19 protein-coding genes and 1 other RNA gene are annotated in these 21,014 nt (G+C 62.0%); 4 read left to right on the plus strand and 16 right to left on the minus strand.

Going from position 1 to position 21,014, the window contains the following annotated elements:
- Window positions 1-47: 47 nt before the first annotated feature.
- The 16 genes from ftsA to rsmI all read right to left on the minus strand — a co-directional run bounded on the left by ftsA (window position 48) and on the right by rsmI (window position 17,175).
- On the minus strand, window positions 48-1,307 hold the full coding sequence (gene ftsA / locus GSM73_RS17390) for a cell division protein FtsA (RefSeq protein WP_076383614.1): 1,260 nt from the start codon (window positions 1,305-1,307) through the stop codon (window positions 48-50).
- Window positions 1,308-1,322: 15 nt separating this feature from the next.
- Window positions 1,323-2,189, minus strand: a complete 867-nt coding sequence (locus GSM73_RS17395) for a cell division protein FtsQ/DivIB (protein WP_047228822.1) — start codon at window positions 2,187-2,189, stop codon at window positions 1,323-1,325.
- Window positions 2,190-2,191: 2 nt separating this feature from the next.
- A complete protein-coding gene (locus GSM73_RS17400) occupies window positions 2,192-3,157 on the minus strand; it encodes a D-alanine--D-alanine ligase (protein WP_076383613.1) in 966 nt (321 codons plus the stop codon).
- A complete protein-coding gene (gene murC, locus GSM73_RS17405; protein WP_107321912.1) occupies window positions 3,154-4,614 on the minus strand; it encodes a UDP-N-acetylmuramate--L-alanine ligase in 1,461 nt (486 codons plus the stop codon). Before murC ends, GSM73_RS17400 begins: the two co-directional genes overlap by 4 nt.
- Complete coding sequence (murG, locus tag GSM73_RS17410) at window positions 4,607-5,677, minus strand: undecaprenyldiphospho-muramoylpentapeptide beta-N-acetylglucosaminyltransferase (protein WP_160893346.1); 1,071 nt, start codon at window positions 5,675-5,677, stop codon at window positions 4,607-4,609. The genes murC and murG overlap by 8 nt, the downstream gene beginning before the upstream one ends.
- A complete protein-coding gene (gene ftsW / locus GSM73_RS17415; RefSeq protein WP_047228818.1) occupies window positions 5,667-6,884 on the minus strand; it encodes a putative lipid II flippase FtsW in 1,218 nt (405 codons plus the stop codon). The genes murG and ftsW overlap by 11 nt, the downstream gene beginning before the upstream one ends.
- Window positions 6,881-8,227, minus strand: a complete 1,347-nt coding sequence (gene murD / locus GSM73_RS17420) for a UDP-N-acetylmuramoyl-L-alanine--D-glutamate ligase (protein ID WP_160893348.1) — start codon at window positions 8,225-8,227, stop codon at window positions 6,881-6,883. Before murD ends, ftsW begins: the two co-directional genes overlap by 4 nt.
- Window positions 8,228-8,232: 5 nt before the next feature.
- Entirely contained in the window at window positions 8,233-9,315 is a 1,083-nt protein-coding gene (mraY, locus tag GSM73_RS17425) for a phospho-N-acetylmuramoyl-pentapeptide-transferase (protein WP_047228816.1), read from the minus strand.
- Window positions 9,315-10,682, minus strand: coding sequence for a UDP-N-acetylmuramoyl-tripeptide--D-alanyl-D-alanine ligase (gene murF / locus GSM73_RS17430; protein ID WP_076383609.1), 1,368 nt, complete (start codon window positions 10,680-10,682; stop codon window positions 9,315-9,317). The genes mraY and murF overlap by 1 nt, the downstream gene beginning before the upstream one ends.
- The gene (locus tag GSM73_RS17435) at window positions 10,675-12,138 is read right to left on the minus strand and encodes a UDP-N-acetylmuramoyl-L-alanyl-D-glutamate--2,6-diaminopimelate ligase (RefSeq protein WP_047228814.1); all 1,464 of its coding nucleotides are present in this window, start codon (window positions 12,136-12,138) and stop codon (window positions 10,675-10,677) included. The genes murF and GSM73_RS17435 overlap by 8 nt, the downstream gene beginning before the upstream one ends.
- Window positions 12,138-13,877, minus strand: coding sequence for a penicillin-binding protein 2 (locus GSM73_RS17440; protein WP_172833814.1), 1,740 nt, complete (start codon window positions 13,875-13,877; stop codon window positions 12,138-12,140). Before GSM73_RS17440 ends, GSM73_RS17435 begins: the two co-directional genes overlap by 1 nt.
- The gene (gene ftsL, locus GSM73_RS17445) at window positions 13,877-14,170 is read right to left on the minus strand and encodes a cell division protein FtsL (protein ID WP_047228812.1); all 294 of its coding nucleotides are present in this window, start codon (window positions 14,168-14,170) and stop codon (window positions 13,877-13,879) included. Before ftsL ends, GSM73_RS17440 begins: the two co-directional genes overlap by 1 nt.
- Window positions 14,167-15,114 (minus strand): 16S rRNA (cytosine(1402)-N(4))-methyltransferase RsmH, encoded by a 948-nt coding sequence (gene rsmH / locus GSM73_RS17450; protein ID WP_160893350.1) that lies wholly within the window; start codon window positions 15,112-15,114, stop codon window positions 14,167-14,169. Before rsmH ends, ftsL begins: the two co-directional genes overlap by 4 nt.
- Window positions 15,111-15,566: a division/cell wall cluster transcriptional repressor MraZ gene (gene mraZ, locus GSM73_RS17455; RefSeq protein ID WP_003205355.1), complete on the minus strand. Its 456-nt coding sequence runs from the start codon at window positions 15,564-15,566 to the stop codon at window positions 15,111-15,113. Before mraZ ends, rsmH begins: the two co-directional genes overlap by 4 nt.
- A 308-nt stretch (window positions 15,567-15,874) precedes the next feature.
- Window positions 15,875-16,228: RNase P RNA component class A (gene rnpB / locus GSM73_RS17460), an RNA gene on the minus strand.
- Between the two features lie 74 nt (window positions 16,229-16,302).
- Complete coding sequence (gene rsmI / locus GSM73_RS17465) at window positions 16,303-17,175, minus strand: 16S rRNA (cytidine(1402)-2'-O)-methyltransferase (protein WP_047228810.1); 873 nt, start codon at window positions 17,173-17,175, stop codon at window positions 16,303-16,305.
- A 209-nt stretch (window positions 17,176-17,384) separates the two neighbouring features.
- On the opposite strand from rsmI, the gene GSM73_RS17470 reads away from it, so the two are divergent.
- The 4 genes from GSM73_RS17470 to GSM73_RS17485 all read left to right on the plus strand — a co-directional run bounded on the left by GSM73_RS17470 (window position 17,385) and on the right by GSM73_RS17485 (window position 20,838).
- Complete coding sequence (locus tag GSM73_RS17470) at window positions 17,385-19,196, plus strand: penicillin-binding protein activator (RefSeq protein WP_107321907.1); 1,812 nt, start codon at window positions 17,385-17,387, stop codon at window positions 19,194-19,196.
- Window positions 19,196-19,558 (plus strand): YraN family protein, encoded by a 363-nt coding sequence (locus tag GSM73_RS17475; RefSeq protein ID WP_160893352.1) that lies wholly within the window; start codon window positions 19,196-19,198, stop codon window positions 19,556-19,558. The genes GSM73_RS17470 and GSM73_RS17475 overlap by 1 nt, the downstream gene beginning before the upstream one ends.
- A 111-nt stretch (window positions 19,559-19,669) precedes the next feature.
- Entirely contained in the window at window positions 19,670-20,263 is a 594-nt protein-coding gene (locus GSM73_RS17480) for a phosphoheptose isomerase (RefSeq protein WP_007928463.1), read from the plus strand.
- A complete protein-coding gene (locus tag GSM73_RS17485; RefSeq protein WP_047228807.1) occupies window positions 20,260-20,838 on the plus strand; it encodes a BON domain-containing protein in 579 nt (192 codons plus the stop codon). Before GSM73_RS17480 ends, GSM73_RS17485 begins: the two co-directional genes overlap by 4 nt.
- Window positions 20,839-21,014: the final 176 nt, after the last annotated feature.

Here is a 21,014-nt window from a genome sequence, read left to right on the forward strand (position 1 = left end):
TCCAGTGCCAAGCCAGAGGCTCGTCGCTTGAAGCTTTAAACCTGTTGCTAAAAATTGCCCTTCACCCAAGCCTGGAGCCGCTCGAAAAGCGGCGCCTTCGGCTCGTCGCTGTTGTAGCTGTCGCGGCTGCCGATGCCCGAGAACGAAACCCCGTCGGACTGCTTCTGCAGGCCGTACATCAACAGGCCCACGCCGGTGGAGTAAATCGGGTTGCGGACCACGTCATCCAGGCCCTTGACGCCATGGGGCACGCCCAGGCGCACCGGCATGTGGAAAATCTCTTCGGCCAGTTCGACCGCGCCTTCCATCTTCGACGTACCGCCGGTCAGCACGATGCCGGCCGGGATCAGGTCTTCGTAGCCACTGCGACGCAGCTCAGCCTGGATCAGCGTGAACAGCTCGTCGTAACGCGGCTCGACCACTTCGGCCAACGCCTGGCGGGACAACTCGCGCGGAGGACGTTCGCCAACGCTTGGCACTTTGATGGTTTCACCGGCACCGGCCAGTTTCGCCAGGGCGCAGGCGTAGCGGATCTTGATCTCTTCGGCGTACTGGGTCGGAGTGCGCAAGGCCATGGCGATGTCGTTGGTGACCTGATCACCGGCAATCGGGATCACTGCCGTGTGGCGGATCGCGCCTTCGGTGAAGATCGCGATGTCGGTGGTGCCGCCGCCGATGTCCACCAGGCACACGCCCAGTTCCTTCTCGTCGTCAGTCAGTACCGAGTAGGCCGAGGCCAGTTGCTCGAGGATGATGTCGTCGATTTCCAGGCCGCAACGGCGCACGCATTTCTCGATGTTCTGCGCGGCGTTCACGGCACAGGTCACCACGTGGACCTTGGCTTCCAGGCGCACGCCGGACATGCCCAGGGGCTCACGCACGCCTTCCTGGTTATCGATCACGTAATCCTGCGGCAGGGTGTGCAGCACACGCTGGTCGGCCGGGATCGCCACGGCCTGCGCCGCGTCGAGCACGCGCTCAAGGTCAGCGGAGCTGACTTCACGGTCACGAATCGCCACGATGCCGTGGGAGTTCAGGCTGCGGATGTGATTACCTGCCACACCGACGAACGCCGAGTGGATCCGGCAACCGGCCATCAGCTGCGCTTCTTCAATGGCGCGCTGGATCGATTGCACGGTGGACTCGATGTTCACCACCACGCCTTTTTTCAAGCCACGGGACGGGTGGGTACCGATCCCGACGATGACCAGCGTGCCGTCGTCCGCGACCTCGCCTACCAGCGCAACCACCTTGGAAGTGCCGATATCCAGACCGACGATCATTTTTCCGCTTTGCACGTTTGCCATGGGTCCTGCCTCTTCTTAATTCTTCGCGACGGCGGGTTCAGCCGTCGTGGGCGCTACAGGTTCCCGCCAGCCAACAGCCAGGCCGTTGGCGTAGCGCAGATCGATGCGCGCGATGTTCGTAATCTGGTCTTTGAGCGTCTTGTCATAGATGGCAATGAAGCGGCGCATCTTTTCCACCTGATTGCCGCGCCCGAGCAGCAGCTCGATGCCCGGCCCCGAGCTGCCCGCGCCAGTGGTCAGGAACCAGCTGCCGCGCTCACGCAACTCCAGGCGCGCGATGGAGAAGCCCAGCGGCCGCAACATCTGACTCAACACCTGGTACTGCTGCATTACTTTCTGCTGGGCCCGCTGAGGACCGAACAGTTGTGGCAAATGTTCGTAGTTGGCCAGTTCCCGCGGCGTGAACGCCTGACCCTGGTTGTTCAACAGCGACTCGTCACCCCAGCGGGCCACGGGCAGTTGTTCTTCCAGGCGGATCGATACCTGGTCAGGCCATACCCGCCGCACTTCGGCATGGGCGATCCAGGGCATCTGCTCCAGTTCCTTGCGCATGCCCGCCAGGTCGATGGTGAAGAAGCTCGACGCCACGAATGGGGCGATCCGCTGCTGCACTGCTTGCTGACTGATGTAGCTCAGGTCGCCCTGCACATTGATCCGGGCGATCGGCCGATCCGCATAGGGCAGCAACCGCTGAGCCCCTTCGTACGTACCGAACCCCAACGCCACCAACAACACCGGCCAGAACAGACTCTTGAGAAAACCGAAGTTGGCTTTCGGCAGGCGCGCCGACATCGGCTCTTTGGCCACCATTCGGCTGGCACCCCGCGGCACCGGCTTGCGACCGGGAGCGGATGGCTGATGACGAAGCGATGCGCCTTGCATGCTTAACCTCTTGGCTCTTGAGAGCCGACACTGGCGGCCAGGATCGACAGCACCAGTTGCTGGAAATCCAGGCCGGCGGCACGGGCCGCCATCGGTACCAGGCTGTGATCGGTCATGCCTGGGGCGGTGTTGACTTCCAGGAACCAGAACTGCCCGTCGGCGTCCTGCATCACGTCCGCCCGACCCCAACCGGCAATACCCAGCGCCTCACAGGCCTTGGCCGTGAGGTCCATCAGTTGTTTTTCCTTGGCGCTGTCCAGCCCGCATGGAATGCGGTACTGGGTGTCATTGGCCACGTACTTGGCGTCGTAGTCGTAGAACGTGTGCGGCGTGCCCAGGGCAATCGGGGGCAACACCTGGTCACGCAGGGTGGCGATGGTGAACTCGGGACCGGTGATCCACTGCTCGACCAACACTTGCGAATCGTAGGAACTGGCGTCTTTCCATGCCGCGGTCAACTCAGGCAGCGAAGTCACTTTCGCCATGCCGATACTTGAACCTTCATGGGCCGGTTTGACGATCAAAGGGAAGCCCAGTTCCGTGGCCGCCGAAATACAATCGGCCTCGGATGCCAGCACGGCGTGACGGGGCGTGGGAATGCCGAGACTGTGCCAGACCTGCTTGGTGCGCAGTTTGTCCATGGCCAAGGCAGACGCCAGGATGCCGCTGCCGGTGTAGGGAATACCCAGGCATTCGAGCAGGCCCTGCATGCTGCCGTCTTCGCCGCCGCGGCCATGAAGAATGATGAACGCGCGGTCGATTTTTTCGTTCAGCAGGCGCTGCAAAAAGTCGTCGCCTACGTCGATGCCGAACGCGTCGACACCGGCACTTTGCAGGGCTTGCAGCACGGCGTTGCCAGACTTGAGGGACACTTCGCGCTCGGCGCTCTTGCCGCCGAACAGCACGGCGACGCGGCCGAAGGCTTTCGGGTCCAGGGTCGAAACCAGGTTGGCGTAGGCAGCAGTCATTTCAGTTTCCCCTCGCTGGATGCCACGATTGCCCCGGCGAATAACGGACTTTTCAACAGTTTCGGGGCCAGGCCACCGATGTCACCAGCGCCTTGGCACAGCAGGATGTCGCCAGCGCGCAGCAGCGGTTTGACCAGCGGTGCGAGGTCCACGCCGCGCTCGATGTAGATCGGGTCCAACTGACCGCGTTGGCGAATGCTGTGGCACAGCTGACGGCTGTCGGCACCCGGGATCGGCTCCTCGCCGGCCGGATAGACTTCCATCAGCAGCAGCACATTGGCGTCGGCCAAAACCTGGACGAAATCGTCGTACAGGTCGCGGGTACGGCTGTAGCGGTGCGGCTGATAGACCATCACCAGGCGTCGCTCCGGCCAGCCACCGCGCACGGCCTTGATCACCGCCGCGACTTCGGTCGGGTGGTGGCCGTAGTCGTCCACCAGCATCACGTTACCGCCGTCCACCGGCAGTTCGCCGTAGACCTGGAAACGTCGTCCCACGCCCTGGAACCCGGACAGGCCCTGGACAATGGCTTCGTCACTGACACCTTCGTCGGTGGCGATGCAAATGGTGGCCAGGGCATTGAGCACGTTGTGGTTGCCCGGCATGTTCACCGACACATCCAGCGGCTCGCGGTCAGGGCGCAGCACCGTGAAGAACGTCTGCATGCCCTGCTGGCGCACGTTGATGGCGCGCACGTCGGCTTCTTCGCCAAAACCGTAGGTCACGGTCGGGCGCTTGATCAGCGGCAGGATCTCGCGCACCACCGGATCGTCCAGGCACACCACTGCCAAACCGTAGAACGGCAGGTTGTGGAGGAACTCGACGAAGGTTTTCTTCAGTTTGTTGAAGTCACCGTCGTAGGTCGCCATGTGGTCGGCGTCGATGTTGGTGACCACGGCCACCAGCGGCTGCAGGTGCAAGAAGCTCGCATCGCTTTCGTCGGCTTCGGCGATCAGGTAACGGCTGGTGCCCAGCTGGGCATTGGTGCCCGCGGCATTCAGACGACCGCCGATCACGAAAGTCGGGTCCAGGCCACCGGCAGCGAACACCGAGGCGATCAGGCTGGTGGTGGTGGTCTTGCCATGGGTACCGGCAACGGCGATGCCGTGGCGATAACGCATCAGTTCGGCCAGCATCTCGGCACGCGGCACCACGGGAATGCGCCGCTCCAGGGCGGTGGCGACTTCCGGGTTGGAGGTGTTCACGGCGCTGGAGACCACCAGCACATCAGCGTTGGCGGCGTTCTCGGCACGGTGGCCGATGAAAATCTGCGCGCCAAAGGATTCCAGGCGCTCGGTAACCGGCGAGGCTTTCAGGTCGGAACCGGAAACCTCATAGCCCAGGTTCAGCAACACTTCGGCGATCCCGCACATGCCCACCCCGCCGATACCGACGAAATGGATACGGCGGATACGGCGCATTTCCGGTTGCGGCATGGCTTTGCGATTCTCAACCATGGGCCACCTCCAGGCAGGTATCGACCACTTGGGCCGTGGCGTCGGGTTTGGCCAGGCGACGGGCGGCGCGGGCCATGTCTTCGATTGTTTGCGGTTGCATCAAAACCTCTGTCAGGCGCGCGGCAAGATCCGCGGCACCAGTCGTTCTTTGCGGCATCAGGAAGGCAGCGCCTTCACGGGCCAAATAATCGGCGTTGCGGGTCTGGTGGTCGTCGATGGCGTGGGGCAAAGGCACCAGCATCGAGGGCAGACCGGCGGCAGCCAGTTCGCTGATGGTCAACGCGCCTGCGCGGCAGACCACCAGGTCGGCCCAGCCATAGGCTTGGGCCATGTCTTTGATGAAAGGCTGCACTTGCGCCTCGACGCCTGCGGCGTGGTAGCGCTCGGCGGTGACTTCATCGTGGTTTTTGCCGGCCTGGTGAAACACCTCGGGCCGCAGTTCGGGAGCGACCTGCGACAAGGCTTCGGGCAGCAATTTGTTCAACGGCTCCGCCCCCAGGCTTCCGCCCAGGATCAGCAAACGCGCCTTGCGTCCGGCCAGGGCCGGGCGCGGTGTATCGAGGAACAGCTCGGTACGCACCGGGTTACCGGTGGTACGACGGCTGCCCGACAGGGTAAAGGTGTCGGGAAAGGCTTCACAGACTCGAGCGGCCAACGGCACCAGTAACCGATTGGCGGTACCGGCCACGGCGTTCTGCTCGTGAACGATAACCGGCACACCGGCCAGTTTTGCCGCGACACCGCCAGGACCGGTCACATAACCACCAAAGCCCACCACGCATACCGGCCGCAACCGACGAATGATCGCCCGGGCCTGCCAGATCGACTTGAGCAGCATCAGCGGCGCCTTGAGCAGCGACAACTTGCCTTTGCCCCGCAGGCCGCTGGCGCTGATCCGGTGCAGTTCCAGGCCGGCGGCGGGCACCAGCTCGTTTTCGATGCCCCGTGGCGTGCCCAGCCAGTGCACGGTGTAACCGCGCGCCTGGAACTCCCGGGCACAGGCCAGCGCCGGGAACACATGCCCACCGGTTCCGCCGGCCATGATCAGCACGTTAGCGCCCATGAGTCGGCTCCTCGGCGAAGTCGCTCTCCTGGAATTCCATCTCTTCGCTGCCCAGGTGGGTTCGACTCTCCCATTCGATGCGCAACAACAAGCCCAGACAGGCACAGCAAATCACCAGGGAACTGCCGCCGTAACTGAGGAACGGCAGCGTCAGGCCTTTGGTTGGCAACAGGCCGACGTTCACGCCGATGTTGATCAGGAACTGACCGATCCACAGGAACGACAAGCCATACGCCACGTACGCGGCGAAATACTGCTTGGCCCGCTCGGCCCACAAACCGATGTACATGCCGCGCACACAGACAAATACGAACAACCCGACGGTGAGCAGCGAACCGACCACGCCCAGTTCTTCGGCCAATACCGAGAACACGAAGTCGGTATGGGCTTCGGGCAGATAGAACTGCTTCTGCACGCTGTTGCCCAGGCCTACGCCCAGCCATTCGCCGCGACCGAAGGCGATCAGGGCCTGGGTCAATTGATAACCGGAACCGAACTGGTCGGCCCACGGGTCGGTAAACGTGATCAGACGCGCCATCCGGTAAGGTTGCGCCTGCACCAGCACCGTCACCGCGCCGACCGCCAGAGCCACCATCAGGGTGAAGCGAAACAGCCCGACACCGCCGAGGAACAACATCGCCGCTGCGGCCCCCATCATCACCACCGTGGCGCCGAAATCCGGCTCCATCAGCAGCAGGCCGGCCATCGGCAGCAACACAATGAACGGCTTGAAAAAACCCATCCAGCTCTCGCGCACTTCTTTCTGACGACGCACCAGATACCCGGCGAGGTAGATCACCACGAAGACCTTGGCGATTTCCGAAGGCTGTACGTTGAAGAAGCTGAAGCCGATCCAGCGCATCGAGCCGTTGACCTCGCGACCGATGCCCGGCAACAGCACCATCACCAACAGACCAAAGGCACCGAGCAACATCATCCAGCCCAGGCGTTGCCAGGTGGCGATCGGCACCATCATGGTGACAATGCACGCGACCAAACCGATCACCAGGTAAATCAGGTGACGAATCATGTGATAAAGGGTGTTGCCCGATTGCACGGCAGCCACTTCCGACGATGCGGAAGTGATCATCACCAGGCCCAGGCCCAGCAGCGCCAGGCAACCGACAAGCATCGGGAAATCCAGGTCGATGCCGCGCCCGGTGATCAGCGGGGATGGGTATGGCTTGATGATGTTCATCAGGTTCATGCCAAGCCCTCCACGGCCCGGGCGAACAACTGCCCGCGCTCTTCGTAGTTCTTGAACATGTCGAAACTGGCGCAGGCCGGCGACAACAGCACGGCATCGCCCGACTGTGCGAGGGCGCGGCATTGCTGCACCGCTTCGTCCAGCGAAGCGACGCGAACCAGCGGCACGCCGTCGCCGAGGGCCTGGGCGATCAATTCGCGATCACGCCCCATCAGCACCACGGCCCGGCAGTTGGCCGCCACCGGATCGCGCAGGTCCTTGAAGTCGGCACCCTTGCCGTCGCCGCCGGCGATCAGCACGAGCTTGCCTTCGATGTCCGCGCCCAGGCCCTCGATGGCAGCCAGCGCGGCACCCACGTTGGTGGCCTTGGAATCGTTGTACCAGGCCACCCCGTCAAGATCGCGAACCCACTGGCAGCGGTGCTCGAGCCCGGCAAACGTGCGCAGGGCCGACAGCATGGCGTCGAACGGCAGACCGACCGCATGTCCCAGGGCCAGCGCCGCCAGGGCATTGGCCTGGTTGTGGGCACCGCGGATCTTCAGCTCGCGCACCGGCATCAGGTTCTGGAATTCGAAGGCCAGGTATTTCTCGCCATTCTCTTCGCGCAACCCGAAGCCTTTGAAATCCGGCACACCGAGGCCGAAGGACCAGCATGGCATGCCCTCGCCCAGCAACGGACGAGTCAGGGCGTCCTGACGGTTGAACACTACCTGCCGAGCCCCCCGGAAAATCCGGTGCTTGGCCAGGTGATAAGCCGGCAGGCCGCTATAGCGGTCCATGTGGTCTTCGCTGATGTTGAGCACGGTCGCCACTTCGGCGCCCAAGTGGTCGGTGGTTTCAAGCTGGAAGCTCGACAACTCCATCACGTACAGCTCGACGTCATCACTGAGCAGATCCAGCGCCGGGGTTCCCAGGTTGCCACCCACGGCAACCCGCTTACCGGCCGCCGCAGCCATTTCACCCACCAGGGTGGTGACGGTGCTTTTTGCGTTGGAGCCGCTGATGGCGATGATCGGCGCCTTAGCGTGACGGGCGAACAGCTCGATGTCACCGGACAACTTCACGCCACGGGCGGCGGCGGCCTGCAAGGCCGGGGTTGCCAGCGCAAGGCCGGGGCTCACGTAGAGCTCGTCGGCGCGGCACAGGAACTCGACATCCAGCTCGCCACAACGCACGTCCATCTGCGGGTAGTCACGACGCAGCGTGGCCAGCTCAGGTGGATTTTCCCGCGTATCGGCCACGGCAAACGACACGCCCCGGTTCGCCAGGAAGCGAACCAGGGACATGCCGCTCTTGCCGAGGCCGACAACGATGCGGAAGTGGTCAGAAGCGATCAGGGACACTCGTTCTACCTCAGCTTCAGGGTGGCAAGGCCGACCAGGACCAGAATCACGGTGATGATCCAGAAACGGACAATCACACGCGGCTCGGGCCAGCCCTTGAGTTCAAAGTGGTGGTGGATCGGCGCCATGCGAAATACCCGGCGGCCGGTCAATTTAAAGGAAGCAACCTGAATGACGACTGACAGCGTCTCCATCACGAACACACCGCCCATGATGAACAGGACGATTTCCTGGCGAACGATGACGGCGATGGTGCCCAGGGCCGCGCCCAGCGCCAGCGCGCCGACATCGCCCATGAAGACCTGCGCCGGGTAGGTGTTGAACCACAGGAAACCCAGGCCGGCACCGATCAGCGCACCGCAGAACACGATCAGCTCGCCCGCCCCCGGCACATAAGGGATCAGCAGGTATTCAGCGAATTTCACGTTACCCGACAGGTAGCAGAAGATCCCCAGCGCGCCGCCCACCATCACGGTCGGCATGATCGCCAGGCCATCGAGGCCATCAGTCAGGTTGACCGCGTTGCTCGAGCCGACGATCACCAGGTAGGTCAGCACGATGAAGCCTGCCCCCAGCGGGATACTGTAATCCTTGAGCATCGGCAGAATCAGGGTGGTTTCCACCGGGGAGGCTGCGGTCATATAAAGGAAGATCGCCGCGCCGAGGCCGAATACCGACTGCCAGAAATACTTCCAGCGGCTCGGCAGCCCCCGGGAGTTCTTCTCGATGACCTTGCGGTAGTCGTCGACCCAGCCGATGGCGCCGAACAACAGGGTCACCAGCAATACCACCCACACATACCGGTTCGCCAGGTCGGCCCAGAGCACGGTACTGATGCCAATGGACGACAGGATCAGCGCGCCGCCCATGGTTGGAGTACCGGATTTGGACAGGTGCGATTGCGGGCCGTCGTTGCGGACCGACTGACCGATTTGCAGGTTCTGCAAGGTGCGGATCATCCACGGGCCCAGGAACAGCGACAACGACAACGCGGTCAGCACACCCAGGATCCCGCGCAGGGTCAGGTACTGGAAGACCGCGAAGCCTTTGTGGAACTGTTGCAGGTACTCCGCTAGCAGCAGCAGCATTAATGTTTCTCCATACGGGAACCGCACAGCGCCGCGACGATGTTTTCCATCGCGGCACTGCGTGAGCCCTTGATCAATAAGGTGGTGTTCGGGTCCTGCTCGGCGCTCAGGGCCTGAATCAATTCGGCCTGAGTGCTGAAATGCTGTGCGTGCTCGCCAAACGCGGCCACCGCATGGGCCATCATCGGGCCGACGGCATACAGTGCATCGACCTTGCCACGCGCGTAGGCGCCGACATCGTGATGCCCCTGTTGCGCCCATTCGCCCAACTCGCCGATATCTCCCAGCACCAGCACGGTACGGCCGGGGAAACCGGCGAGGATATCGACAGCGGCGCACATGGACGTCGGGTTGGCGTTGTAGGTGTCGTCGATCACGCGCATGCCGTTGCTGGCCAATTGCGCAACGGAACGCCCCTTGACCGGTTGCACCGCGTTCAAGCCGGCCACGATGCCCGGCAACGACACGCCCAAAGCATGGGCCGCGGCCGCAGCGGCCAGGGCGTTGGCGACGTTATGGGTGCCAAGCAGGTTCAACTGGACCCGCTCTGCACCGTCGGGGCTGTGCAGGTTGAAGGCCGGGCAGCCGCGAGCATCGCGGTCCAGGTCGCTGGCGTAAAAATTCGCCGCCAGATTGCTCAAGGCAAATGTCAGGACCTTGCGCCCAGCCGCCCGGGTCTTCCAGATTTCGAAGGCCTTGTCGTCAAGATTCAGCACGGCGACGCCATCGGCATCCAGCCCCTCGAGAATCTCGCCCTTGGCCTCAACGATTTTGTCCGGACCACCGAACTCACCGACGTGGGCGGTCCCGGCGTTGTTGATCACGGCCACGTGAGGTTTGGTCATGCCCACGGTGTAGGCGATCTCACCGAGCCGCGAGGCACCGAGCTCAATGACCGCGGCACTGTGTTGCGGTGCCAGCTCCAGCAATGTCAGGGGTACACCCAGGTCATTATTGAGGTTGCCACGGGTCGCCAACACCGGACCGCGGGTACGCAGAATGCTCGCGAGCATTTCCTTGACCGTGGTCTTGCCACTGGAGCCGGTGATGGCCGCGACCGGGTTGCGGTATGCGGCGCGGTTCAATGCACCGAGCTGGCCCAGGGCCTGGCGAGTGTCGTTTACCTGCAATTGCGCCAGCGTGCTGTTGGTCACTTCCCGCTCGACCAGCGCCGCGACCGCACCTTTGGCGGCCACGTCGTTCAGGTAATCGTGGCCGTCAAAACGCGGCCCGGCCAGGGCAACGAACAATTGCCCCGGGGCAATCGCCCGGCTGTCGATGCTCACCCCATCGAAACTGGCGTCAGCCGCGATCAGCCGCGCCTGCAGGACATTCGTCAGCTCGCTGAGCTTCAAAGCCTTAAGCATGGGCCACCTCCCACGCGGTCAGGGCATGATCGGCTTCCACCAAATCGGAAAATGCGTGACGTTCGCCGTTGATTTCCTGATAGTCCTCATGGCCTTTACCGGCCAAGACAATGACGTCGTCCGCCGACGCACCGGCGATCAACTGGGCAATGGCCTGGCCGCGACCGGCCACGAAGGTGACGTTATCCACCGCCGAGAAGCCGGCGCGGATGTCGTCGAAAATCTGCGACGGGTCTTCGGTGCGAGGATTGTCGTCGGTGACCACTACGCCGTCGGCCAAGCGCTCCACCACTTCGGCCATCAGCGCACGCTTGCCACGGTCACGATCACCGCCGCAGCCGAACAGGCACAGCAACTTGCCCTTGGCGTGTGGCCGCAGGGCCATCAGGACTTTTTCCAACGCATCCGGGGTATGGGCGTAATCGACCACCACCAACGGTTGCGTTCCGCCGCCCAGCCGTTGCATACGTCCGGCCGGCCCTTCGAGTTTGGGCAGGACCTTGAGGATTTCATCCAGGGCGTAGTCCAGGCCAAGCAAGGCACCCACGGCGGCCAACACATTGCTCAGGTTGAAACGCCCCAACAAGGTGCTGCGCAGGTGGTGTTCGCCTTGGGGCGTAACCAAGGTCGCGCGCACGCCTTCGTCATCGAATTGCGCCTGGCGTACATAAAGGTAGGCGCTGGCATCTTCCAGGCTGTAGGTGATCAACCGGGACTCGCGCTTATCGGCGGCCAATTGCCGGCCGAACGCGTCGTCAAGGTTGAGGACCCGGCATTTCAAGTCATTCCAGGCAAACAACCTGGCTTTTGCTTCGCCGTAAGCCTGCATGGTGCCGTGGTAATCCAGGTGATCGCGCGACAGGTTGGTCAATACCGCGACGTCGAACGCCAAGGCCGTCACGCGCCCCTGATCCAGGCCATGGGAAGAGACTTCCATCGCAACAGCCTTGGCTCCGGCCTTTTTCAGGTCGGCCAGGGTTGCTTGCACGGCGATCGGGTTCGGCGTGGTGTGCAGGCCACTCTCCAGCGCGCCGTGGAATCCGTTACCCAAGGTCCCGACGATGCCGCAATGCTGACCCAGCAGATCCAAGGCCTGGGCCACCAGTTGGGAAACGCTGGTCTTGCCGTTGGTGCCGGTCACGCCAATCAGGTTCAAGTGACGACTCGGGTCGCCGTAAAAACGCCCGGCAATGTCCGACAACTGGGCCGCCAGGCCCTTGACCGGAATCAGCGGCACATCAGTGATCGGTAGCACGGTCGCGCCGTCGACTTCATAAGCCACGGCAGCCGCGCCGCGCTTCAAGGCGTCGGCGATGTGGGCGCGACCGTCGAACCGGGCACCCGGTACGGCCAGGAACAGATCCCCGGCACGCACGTGGCGGCTGTCCAGGGCCAATTCGCGAATCAGCAGATCGTGGCCCGCATGGGCAAAAATCTTGTTCAGGCTCAGGGACATCAGCCACGCCCTCCTTCGGCTTTCAAGGGTACGACCGGCGCGGTATTGGCTTGCTGGGTCGGCGGCAGGTTATCCGGGGTGATATTCATCAGGCGCAGGGTGCCGGACATCACTTTGCTGAACACCGGTGCCGAAACCAGCCCCCCGAAGTAGCCGGCCTTGCTCGGTTCGTCGATGACCACCACGACGGCGTAGCGCGGGTCGCTCATCGGGCCGAAACCGGCGAACAGCGAACGGTAGGAATTCTCGGCATAGCCCTTGACGCCCGCGGAGGTTTTGCGGGCCGTACCCGACTTGCCGCCCACGTGATAGGCCGGCACCTGGGCGCGGTACACCCCACGCGGCGCTTCGATCACCTGTTGCAGCATACCTTGCATGGTCTTGGCGACGTCCTCCGGAATGACCTGAGTAGCCTCCGGGGCCTTGTCGGTTTTGATCAATGACAGCGGTGTCATGCGGCCGTTGTTGGCCAGCACCGAAAACGCGTGGGCCAACTGGATCGCGGTCACGGAAACACCGTAGCCGTATGACAACGTGGCCGTTTCGGCCTTGCGCCACTCACGGTAGTTCGGCAGATTGCCGACCCGCTCGCCAGGAAAGCCCAGGCCAGTGCCCTGGCCAAGACCGATTTTCTGGGCAAGACGGTAAATCGTTTCCCCACCGATATCGAAGGCGATCTTGCTCATGCCCACGTTACTGGAGTTGATCAGGATGCCGGTCAGGTCAAGCACCGGACCTTCGGTCTTGGAGACGTCCCGAATGGTGTACTTGCCGATCTGCAAAGTGCCCGGATACACCTCGACCGTATCCCCCGGCTTCCAGCGCCCGGTTTCCAGAGCCGCCGCCATGGAAACGGCTTTCATGGTCGAGCCCGGTTCGAACACGTCGATCATCGCGCGGTTGCGCATCATCGCCGGTTGCAGGTTGCGGCGATTGTTCGGGTTATAGGTGGGCTGGTTGACCATGGCCAGGATCTCGCCGGTCTTCACGTCGAGAATCACCAGGCTGCCGGCCTTGGCACCGTTCTCGACGATGGCATTGCGCAGCTCACGGTTGGCCAGATATTGCAGGCGCAGATCAATGGACAACGCCAAGGGCTTGCCGGCCTTGGCGTTTTTGGTGACCTGGACATCCTTGATCAGCCTGCCACGCCGATCCTTGATGACCTGACGCTTGCCGGGAACCCCGGCGAGCCATTCGTCGTAGGCCAACTCGACCCCTTCTCGCCCCCGGTCGTCGATGTCCGTAAAGCCGACCATGTGGGCGGTCACTTCACCGGCCGGGTAGAAACGCCGGAACTCTTCGATGCCGTAGACGCCCGGCACTTTCAGGTCGAGCACCCTCTGGCCTTGCTCGGGCGTCAACCCGCGCACCAGATAGATGAATTCTTTGCTGGCCTGGGCTTCAAGGCGTTCGGCCAGGGCCTTGGGGTCCTGGCCAAGGGCGACGGCCAGGGCCGGCCACTTTTCCTTGGCCTGCTGCATTTCCTTGGCGTTTGCCCACAGGGTAGTCACCGGGGTGCTCACAGCCAACGGTTCGCCATTGCGGTCGGTGATCAGGCCACGGTGAGCCGGGATCGGGATGTGCCGCATGCTACGGGCATCACCCTGCTCTTTGAGGAAGTCACGGTCGACCACTTGCAGATCGATGATCCGCCAGACGATGGCCGCCACCATGATCCCGAGCAGGCCCAGGACCAGGCGGAAGCGCCACGGAAAGAGTGCCCCTTCGAGCTTCATCATGGCGCCACCATCTGCACTTCGGCAGCCCCGGGAATGCGCATTTTCAGCTGTTCGGTCGCCAGTACTTCGATGCGGCTATGGGCGGTCCAGGTGCTCTGCTCCAGGATCAACCGGCCCCACTCGGCCTGGGCCTTGTCGCGCACGCTCAGTTCGCTGTAAAGGGTGTTGAGCAACTGCCGGTTCCAGTGCGCGCTGTAGGACACGGCGATGGCCGACACGAGCACGCCGATAAACAACAGCAGCATGAAAAAGCTGCCGCCAGGCAGGGGCTTGGCGAAGAGCTTGCTCACCGCAACTTCTCCGCAACACGCATGACGGCGCTACGGGCACGCGGGTTGGCCTTGAGTTCAGCCTCGGAGGCGAACTGCGCCTTGCCATGAATCTTGATTTTCGGCACGAAGGCTTCGAAACGCACCGGCAGGTTGCGCGGCAGGTTATCGGCCTCACCCTTGGTGAGCTTGCGCATGAACAGTTTGACGATACGGTCTTCCAGGGAATGGAAGCTGATCACCACCAGTCGCCCGCCGACCTCAAGTGCTTCAAGTGCCGCCTCAAGGCCGGCCTCCAGATCACCCAGTTCATTATTGACGTGGATGCGCAAACCCTGGAAAGCCCGGGTAGCCGGGTTCTTGCCCTTCTCCCATGCCGGGTTGGCGACTTTGAGCACTTCGGCCAGGTCGCCGGTGCGCTCGAACGGTTTGACATCGCGACGCTCAACCACGGCACGGGCCATGCGACCGGAAAAACGTTCTTCGCCGTATTCCTTGAAAACACGGGCGATTTCTTCCACCGTAGCGGTATTGACGAATTCGGCGGCGCTGATTCCGCGGGACGGATCCATGCGCATGTCCAGCGGGCCATCATTGAGAAAACTGAAGCCGCGCTCAGGGTCGTCCAACTGCGGCGAAGACACGCCCAGGTCAAGCAAGACGCCACTGACTTTGCCAGCCAGGCCACGCTGGGCGACTTCCGATCCCAGCTCCGCAAAGCTGCGCTGCACAACGACAAAGCGGCCGTCTTCGGCCGCTAGCGCTTGCCCGGTGGCAATCGCTTGAGGATCCTTGTCGAACCCCAGCAGCCGACCGTCCGGACCGAGCTTGCTGAGGATCAGCCGGCTATGCCCGCCGCGCCCGAACGTGCCATCCAGATAGCAGCCATCAGGACGTACGGCGAGAGCCTCGACGGCTTCGTCAAGCAGTACGGTGATGTGGTTAAAGCCGCTATCAATAGTCACAGGATCAAATCACGCAGTTCATCAGGCATGGCGCCCGGTTGTTGAATAGCAGCAAGGTCAGCGGCAGAGACCGCATTCCAGGCATCTTCGTCCCACAGTTGGAACTTGTTCAGTTGGCCCACCAGCATCGCGCGCTTGTCCAGCTTGGCGTATTCGCGCAGGCGCGGCGGAACCAGGAAACGACCGCTGCCGTCGAGTTCGAGGTCGACGGCGTTACCGATCAGCAAGCGTTGCAGGCGGCGGTTTTCTTCACGCAGTGAAGGCAGTGCGCGCAGTTTGGTTTCGATGATTTCCCACTCATCAAGAGGGTAAACACACAAACATGGGTCAACGGCGTCGATCGTGACGATTAACTGCCCGGAACTACGCGAAACGAGCTCGTCACGGTACCGGCTCGGCATGGCGAGACGGCCCTTTGCATCGAGACTGATAGCGTTAGCTCCGCGAAACACGTCAGCGTTTCTCCAAAAATTTTGCGTTTTACGCTCAAAAAACCCACTTCATGCCACTTTCCGCCACTTGCGCACACTATAGGAATGCGCCCACCGCACCGTCAAGGCGCGGAGTGAAGGAAAAGCCTTATAGATCGGAGATTTAGGAGCGTATCTGGAGGGGCGATGGGAATCTGACGTAGGATTTTTCGCCACAACTTCAGCGAACACAGGAAGCTGCGCTCAGAAGTTAAAGTGATTTGTTAAGAGTAAGATTTTTTTGGTCTTAGCAATTGCGTCTGCCAGCGATTCTGGCAGGAGGGGAAAAGGTGGAGAGTCGATCTGTAAGCCGGGTTCTGTCTTGAACAGTCATTCGTCTACGATGGCCATCACTGGACATCTTTAGCAACCTACCCGGTCCCAGCGCGGGCCACGCCTTGGGACCCTATTTGGTCTTGCTCCAAGTGGGGTTTACCTAGCCACGAACTGTTGCCAGCCGTGCGGTGCGCTCTTACCGCACCTTTTCACCCTTACCGGCGCCGAAACGCTTAGGCGGTTATTTTCTGTGGCACTTTCCGTAGGCTCACGCCTCCCAGGCATTACCTGGCACTTCGCCCTATGGAGCCCGGACTTTCCTCCCCCCCCTAATTTTCATAGAGGGCAGCGACTGTCCGATCGACTCTCCGCCGCGAAGGTTAACGGCAGAGCGGCCGAAGAACAAGCGCTAAAAGCCCTTGGCCAGCCCCGCGCCCCGGTTTCACTGGCCCTTCTGTTTTTCCAGCGCAACCTGATACAGGACGTTCTTACGCTCGCCGGTAATCTGCGCCGCGAGGGCGGCGGCGCGCTTGAGGGGCATTTCCTCAAGCAGCAGGTCCAGGATGCGCATCGCTTCACTGCTGACGGTCTCTTCATTGTGCGGCGCCGTCCAGCCCGCCACCAGCACGACGCATTCACCGCGCTGCTGGTTGCTATCGCCTTCGACGAAGGCGCGCAACTGCGCCAGCGGCAACCCCTTGAGGGTTTCGAAGGTTTTGGTCAGCTCCCTGGCGAGCAGCGCCGGGCGCTCCGGACCAAACACCAGCTCCATGTCTTGCAGGCATTCAAGGATGCGGTGCGGCGCCTCATAAAAGATCAACGTACGCGGCTCCTCCTTTATAGACTCCAGGCGCGCCCGTCGCCCCACCGCCTTGGCTGGCAGAAAACCTTCGAAAATGAAACGGTCCGACGGCAGGCCCGCCGCCGAAAGGGCTGCGATCAAGGCGCACGCCCCCGGCACCGGCACTACGTTGATACCGGCCGCCCGAGCCTGGCGCACCAGGTGATAGCCAGGGTCGGAAATCAGCGGTGTACCCGCGTCGGAAATCAGCGCGACGTTATCGCCCGCCAACAAACGAGTGATAAAACGACTGCCTTCTTCCCGCTCGTTGTGCTCATGACAGGCCGCCAACGGCGTTGAAATGCCGAAATGTTGCAACAAGCGTTGAGAGTGGCGCGTATCTTCGGCCGCAATGAGGGCCACCTCCTGCAGGATTTTCAGCGCCCGGGCACTGATATCGTCCAGGTTGCCGATGGGCGTCGCCACCACATAAAGCGAGCCGGCAGCGGAATTCAAAGCACCTGGAGCAGTCAAAGCGCACACCTCATGATCGGTAAAACCGCCATTGTAGCGCGTAGTGTGCGTCACGACTGCCCGCAGCGCCTCGCTGTCCGGCGACCTGCCGTGTTGCGTCGCAACATTTGAAATACCTAAATTGATCGATTCACGCCACTAACATCGCGCCCCGGCCAGTGCTTGGGTACAATTCGACGCTAATTTGATCTCGTATCAGGAACATTTACATGATCGCTTGCCTGCGGCTGCTCTCCGCCCTCTGCCTCGCTGCCCTTCTGGCGGCCTGCGCCAGCTCGCCCTCCTCCAGCCTTGGCGAACTTCCACGGACCCCGGATGCCAGTATCGAGCAGTTGCTCGAACAGGCCACTCAAAGCAAAACCCCGGAAAAAGCCGCCCTGTTGCGCCTGAGTGCAGCAGACCTGGCCTACCGCCAGGGCAATGCCGGCCAGTCCGCGCAGATCCTGCAACAGGTGCCGATGGAGCAACTCAAGCCCGGCCAGCAGATTTTCGCCAGCACTCTGGCGGCCGAACTGGCAATGACGCGCAATCAACCCAAAGCAGCGCTGAGCGCCCTGAGCCACCCGAGCCTGCAGCACCTGGGCGAGCTACCGGTGGAACAGCAGGTCCGCACCGGCACCGTCCACGCCCGCGCCCTCGAGGCCGATGGCCAGACCCTGGCCGCCGCCAAGGAACGGATCTTCATTGCGCCCCTGCTTGAAAACGAAGCGGCGGCCAAAAACCACGAGGCGATCTGGTCGTTGATCGCCTCGCTGCCCACCGATCAACTGCAACCGACCACCACCGACGACCTGGGTGGCTGGCTGAGTTTGGCCCAGGCTGTAAAAACTGCCGGTACGCTGGAACAGCAACAGGCGGCTATCGACAGCTGGCGCGAGCAGAACCCCAAGCACCCGGCCGCGCTCCAGCTGCCGACGCCGCTGGTCAAGCTCAAGGAACTGGCGAGCCAGCCCCTGAGCAAGATCGCCTTGCTGCTGCCCCAGGATGGCCCGCTGTCCTCGGTCGCCAGAGCTCTGCGCGAAGGTTTCATGGCTGCCCACTATCAGGCCCAACAAGCCGGGCAGAACCCGCCGAGCATTCAGTTTTATGACAGCTCGCGCCTGACCTCCCTGGATGACTTCTATCGCAAGGCGCAGGCCGACGGCGTGCAACTGGTGGTCGGCCCGCTGGAAAAACCTTTGGTCAAGCAGCTCAGCACCCGCCCGCAACTGCCGATCACGACCCTCGCGCTCAATTACAGCGAAGGCGAGCAAGGCCCGGCCCAGCTGTTCCAGTTTGGCCTGGCCGCGGAAGACGAAGCCCGCGAAGTATCGCGTCGCGCCCGTACTGACGGCCTGCATCGTGCCGCCGTCATGGTGCCAAAAGGTGAATGGGGCGATCGCGTCCTCAAAGCCTTCAGCGAGGACTGGCAGGCCAATGGCGGCACCATCATCGCTGTCGAACGTATCGATCAACCCGTACAACTGGCCCAGCAGATTGCCGACATGTTCCATCTGCGCCAGAGCGAAGGTCGCGCCAAGCGCCTGCAAAGCACAGTCGACACCGCCGTCGCGGCCCAGCCGTCCCGTCGCCAGGACATCGAATTCCTGTTCCTGGCCTCGACCCCGCAACAGGCCCAGCAGATCAAGCCGACCCTGAACTTCCAGTACGCCGGCGACGTACCTGTGTACGCCACCTCGCATGTGTTCAGCGCCAGTGGCGACCAGAATCAGTACAACGACATGAGCGGCGTGCGCTTCTGCGAAACCCCGTGGCTGCTCGATGCCAACGACCCGCTGCGCAAGCAGGTCACCGCCCAGTGGCCCCAGGCCGGCGGTAGCCTGGGTCGGTTGTACGCGATGGGAGCAGATGCCTATCGTCTGGCTCCGCGCCTGGGTCAGCTAAAGACATTACCGGACACCCGCATCGAGGGGTTGTCGGGCAGCCTGGCAGTGTCGCAGTCCCAGCGCGTGCAACGTCAACTGCCGTGGGCCGAATTCGTCAACGGTCAGGTGCAGCGCCTGCCAGACACTCAGCGCTGATGCCTGACCGATCTCGCCAGCAAAACGGACGGGATGCCGAGAGCCAGGCTCTCGCGCATCTTCAGCAACAAGGTCTGCGGCTGCTGGCGAAGAACTGGCTGTGTAAACGTGGCGAGCTTGATCTGGTCATGCTTGACGGCGATACAGTAGTATTCGTCGAAGTCCGCTACAGAAAAAATACTCAATGGGGTGGCGCGCTCGACAGCATCGATGCACGCAAGCGCCAGAAGCTGGTTTTCGCCGCGCAGTATTTCCTGCAAATCGAGTCTCGCTGGGCCGATCATCCCTGCCGCTTCGACGTGGTTGCCATCGACAGCAACGCCGATCAGTTGAACTGGTTGCAGAATGCCTTCGACAGTTGAACGTCAACACCCATGACGAGCCGAGCCGGACACCTTCACCCAATTTTTGCTCTTTGCTTTGCGCGCCGCACATGCTTGTGCCGATAAGCCGCGCTACTTAAGGTCACACAGATGGACATGCAATCGCGAATTCGCCAGCTTTTTCAGGCCAGTATCGACACCAAGCAACAGGCGATGGACGTACTTGCACCGCACATCGAGCAAGCCAGCCAAGTGATGGTCAACGCCCTGCTCAACGAAGGCAAAATGCTTTCGTGCGGCAATGGCGGTTCTGCCGGCGACGCCCAGCATTTCTCATCGGAGCTGCTCAACCGCTTCGAGCGCGAGCGCCCCAGCCTGCCGGCCATTGCATTGACCACCGACAGCTCGACGATCACCTCGATCGCCAACGACTACAGCTACAACGAAGTGTTCTCCAAACAGATCCGCGCCCTGGGCCAGCCCGGCGATGTGTTGCTGGCGATCTCCACCAGCGGCAACTCGGCCAATATTATTCAGGCGATCCAGGCCGCACATGATCGCGAAATGATTGTCGTAGCATTGACCGGTCGCGATGGCGGCGGCATGGCGTCACTGCTGTTGCCTGAGGACGTCGAGATTCGCGTACCGGCCAATGTCACTGCACGCATTCAGGAAGTCCATCTGCTGGCGATTCATTGTCTTTGCGACTTGATCGACAGCCAACTGTTCGGGAGTGAAGAATGACCCCTAATCGCCTAGGCCTTCTGGCCCTGACCCTGTGCCTCGGCATCAGCGGCTGCACATCGGTGGTTAACGCCAGCCGGGAAAAGCCGATTGAAGACGACCGCGGCACCCGCACCTTCGGCAGCAAGATCGACGATTCGTTGATCGAAACCAAGGCAGGCGTGAACATCGCCAAGGCCGACCCGGACCTGGACAACAACTCGCACATCGTCGTCACCAGCTTCAACGGTGTCGTGCTGCTGGCCGGCCAGACCCCACGCGCGGACCTCAAGGCCAAGGCCGAACAGGCTGCAAGCGCCGTGCAGCGGGTCAAGACCGTGCACAACGAACTGCAGGTCCTGCCACCTTCCTCGTTGCTGGCGCGTCAGAACGATGCCTGGCTGACTACCAAGATCAAGACGCAGATGCTCACCGACGCCAGCATTCCCGGCTCGCGCATCAAGGTCGTGACTGAGAATGGCATCGTCTATCTGCTGGGGCTGCTGACCAAGCAGGAGGCTGCGCAGGCGACCAATCTGGTGCAAGGGGTTTCCGGGGTGCAGAAGATCGTCAAGTTGTTTGAGTACATTGACTGATACTGAACTTCAGGTGCTCAAGAAAAACGGCGCTTCTTCCGAGACGGAAAGCGCCGTTTTTTTGGCTTCATTTTTTTTGGGGGGGTGATTGGTGTGTATATCCGTTGCTGCGGTAACGGCTGCTTATGGTTCCGCTCTTACAGCGGGTCACTTTTGGAAGAGCGCCAAAAGTAACC

This window comes from Pseudomonas sp. PICF6 (assembly GCF_009831705.1).
GTDB lineage: Bacteria > Pseudomonadota > Gammaproteobacteria > Pseudomonadales > Pseudomonadaceae > Aquipseudomonas > Aquipseudomonas rhizophila.

Coding starts and splice junctions, on each gene's coding strand:
- GSM73_RS17485 (WP_047228807.1), top strand. CDS start 20,260: ATGACCCCTAATCGCCTAGGCCTTCTGGCCCTGACCCTGTGCCTCGGC.
- GSM73_RS17470 (WP_107321907.1), top strand. CDS start 17,385: ATGATCGCTTGCCTGCGGCTGCTCTCCGCCCTCTGCCTCGCTGCCCTT.
- mraY (WP_047228816.1), bottom strand. CDS start 9,315: ATGCTGCTGCTGCTAGCGGAGTACCTGCAACAGTTCCACAAAGGCTTC.
- GSM73_RS17435 (WP_047228814.1), bottom strand. CDS start 12,138: ATGTCCCTGAGCCTGAACAAGATTTTTGCCCATGCGGGCCACGATCTG.
- GSM73_RS17440 (WP_172833814.1), bottom strand. CDS start 13,877: ATGAAGCTCGAAGGGGCACTCTTTCCGTGGCGCTTCCGCCTGGTCCTG.
- murG (WP_160893346.1), bottom strand. CDS start 5,677: ATGGGCGCTAACGTGCTGATCATGGCCGGCGGAACCGGTGGGCATGTG.
- ftsA (WP_076383614.1), bottom strand. CDS start 1,307: ATGGCAAACGTGCAAAGCGGAAAAATGATCGTCGGTCTGGATATCGGC.
- murF (WP_076383609.1), bottom strand. CDS start 10,682: ATGCTTAAGGCTTTGAAGCTCAGCGAGCTGACGAATGTCCTGCAGGCG.
- ftsW (WP_047228818.1), bottom strand. CDS start 6,884: ATGAACCTGATGAACATCATCAAGCCATACCCATCCCCGCTGATCACC.
- GSM73_RS17475 (WP_160893352.1), top strand. CDS start 19,196: ATGCCTGACCGATCTCGCCAGCAAAACGGACGGGATGCCGAGAGCCAG.
- murC (WP_107321912.1), bottom strand. CDS start 4,614: ATGGTTGAGAATCGCAAAGCCATGCCGCAACCGGAAATGCGCCGTATC.
- GSM73_RS17395 (WP_047228822.1), bottom strand. CDS start 2,189: ATGCAAGGCGCATCGCTTCGTCATCAGCCATCCGCTCCCGGTCGCAAG.
- GSM73_RS17480 (WP_007928463.1), top strand. CDS start 19,670: ATGGACATGCAATCGCGAATTCGCCAGCTTTTTCAGGCCAGTATCGAC.
- GSM73_RS17400 (WP_076383613.1), bottom strand. CDS start 3,157: ATGACTGCTGCCTACGCCAACCTGGTTTCGACCCTGGACCCGAAAGCC.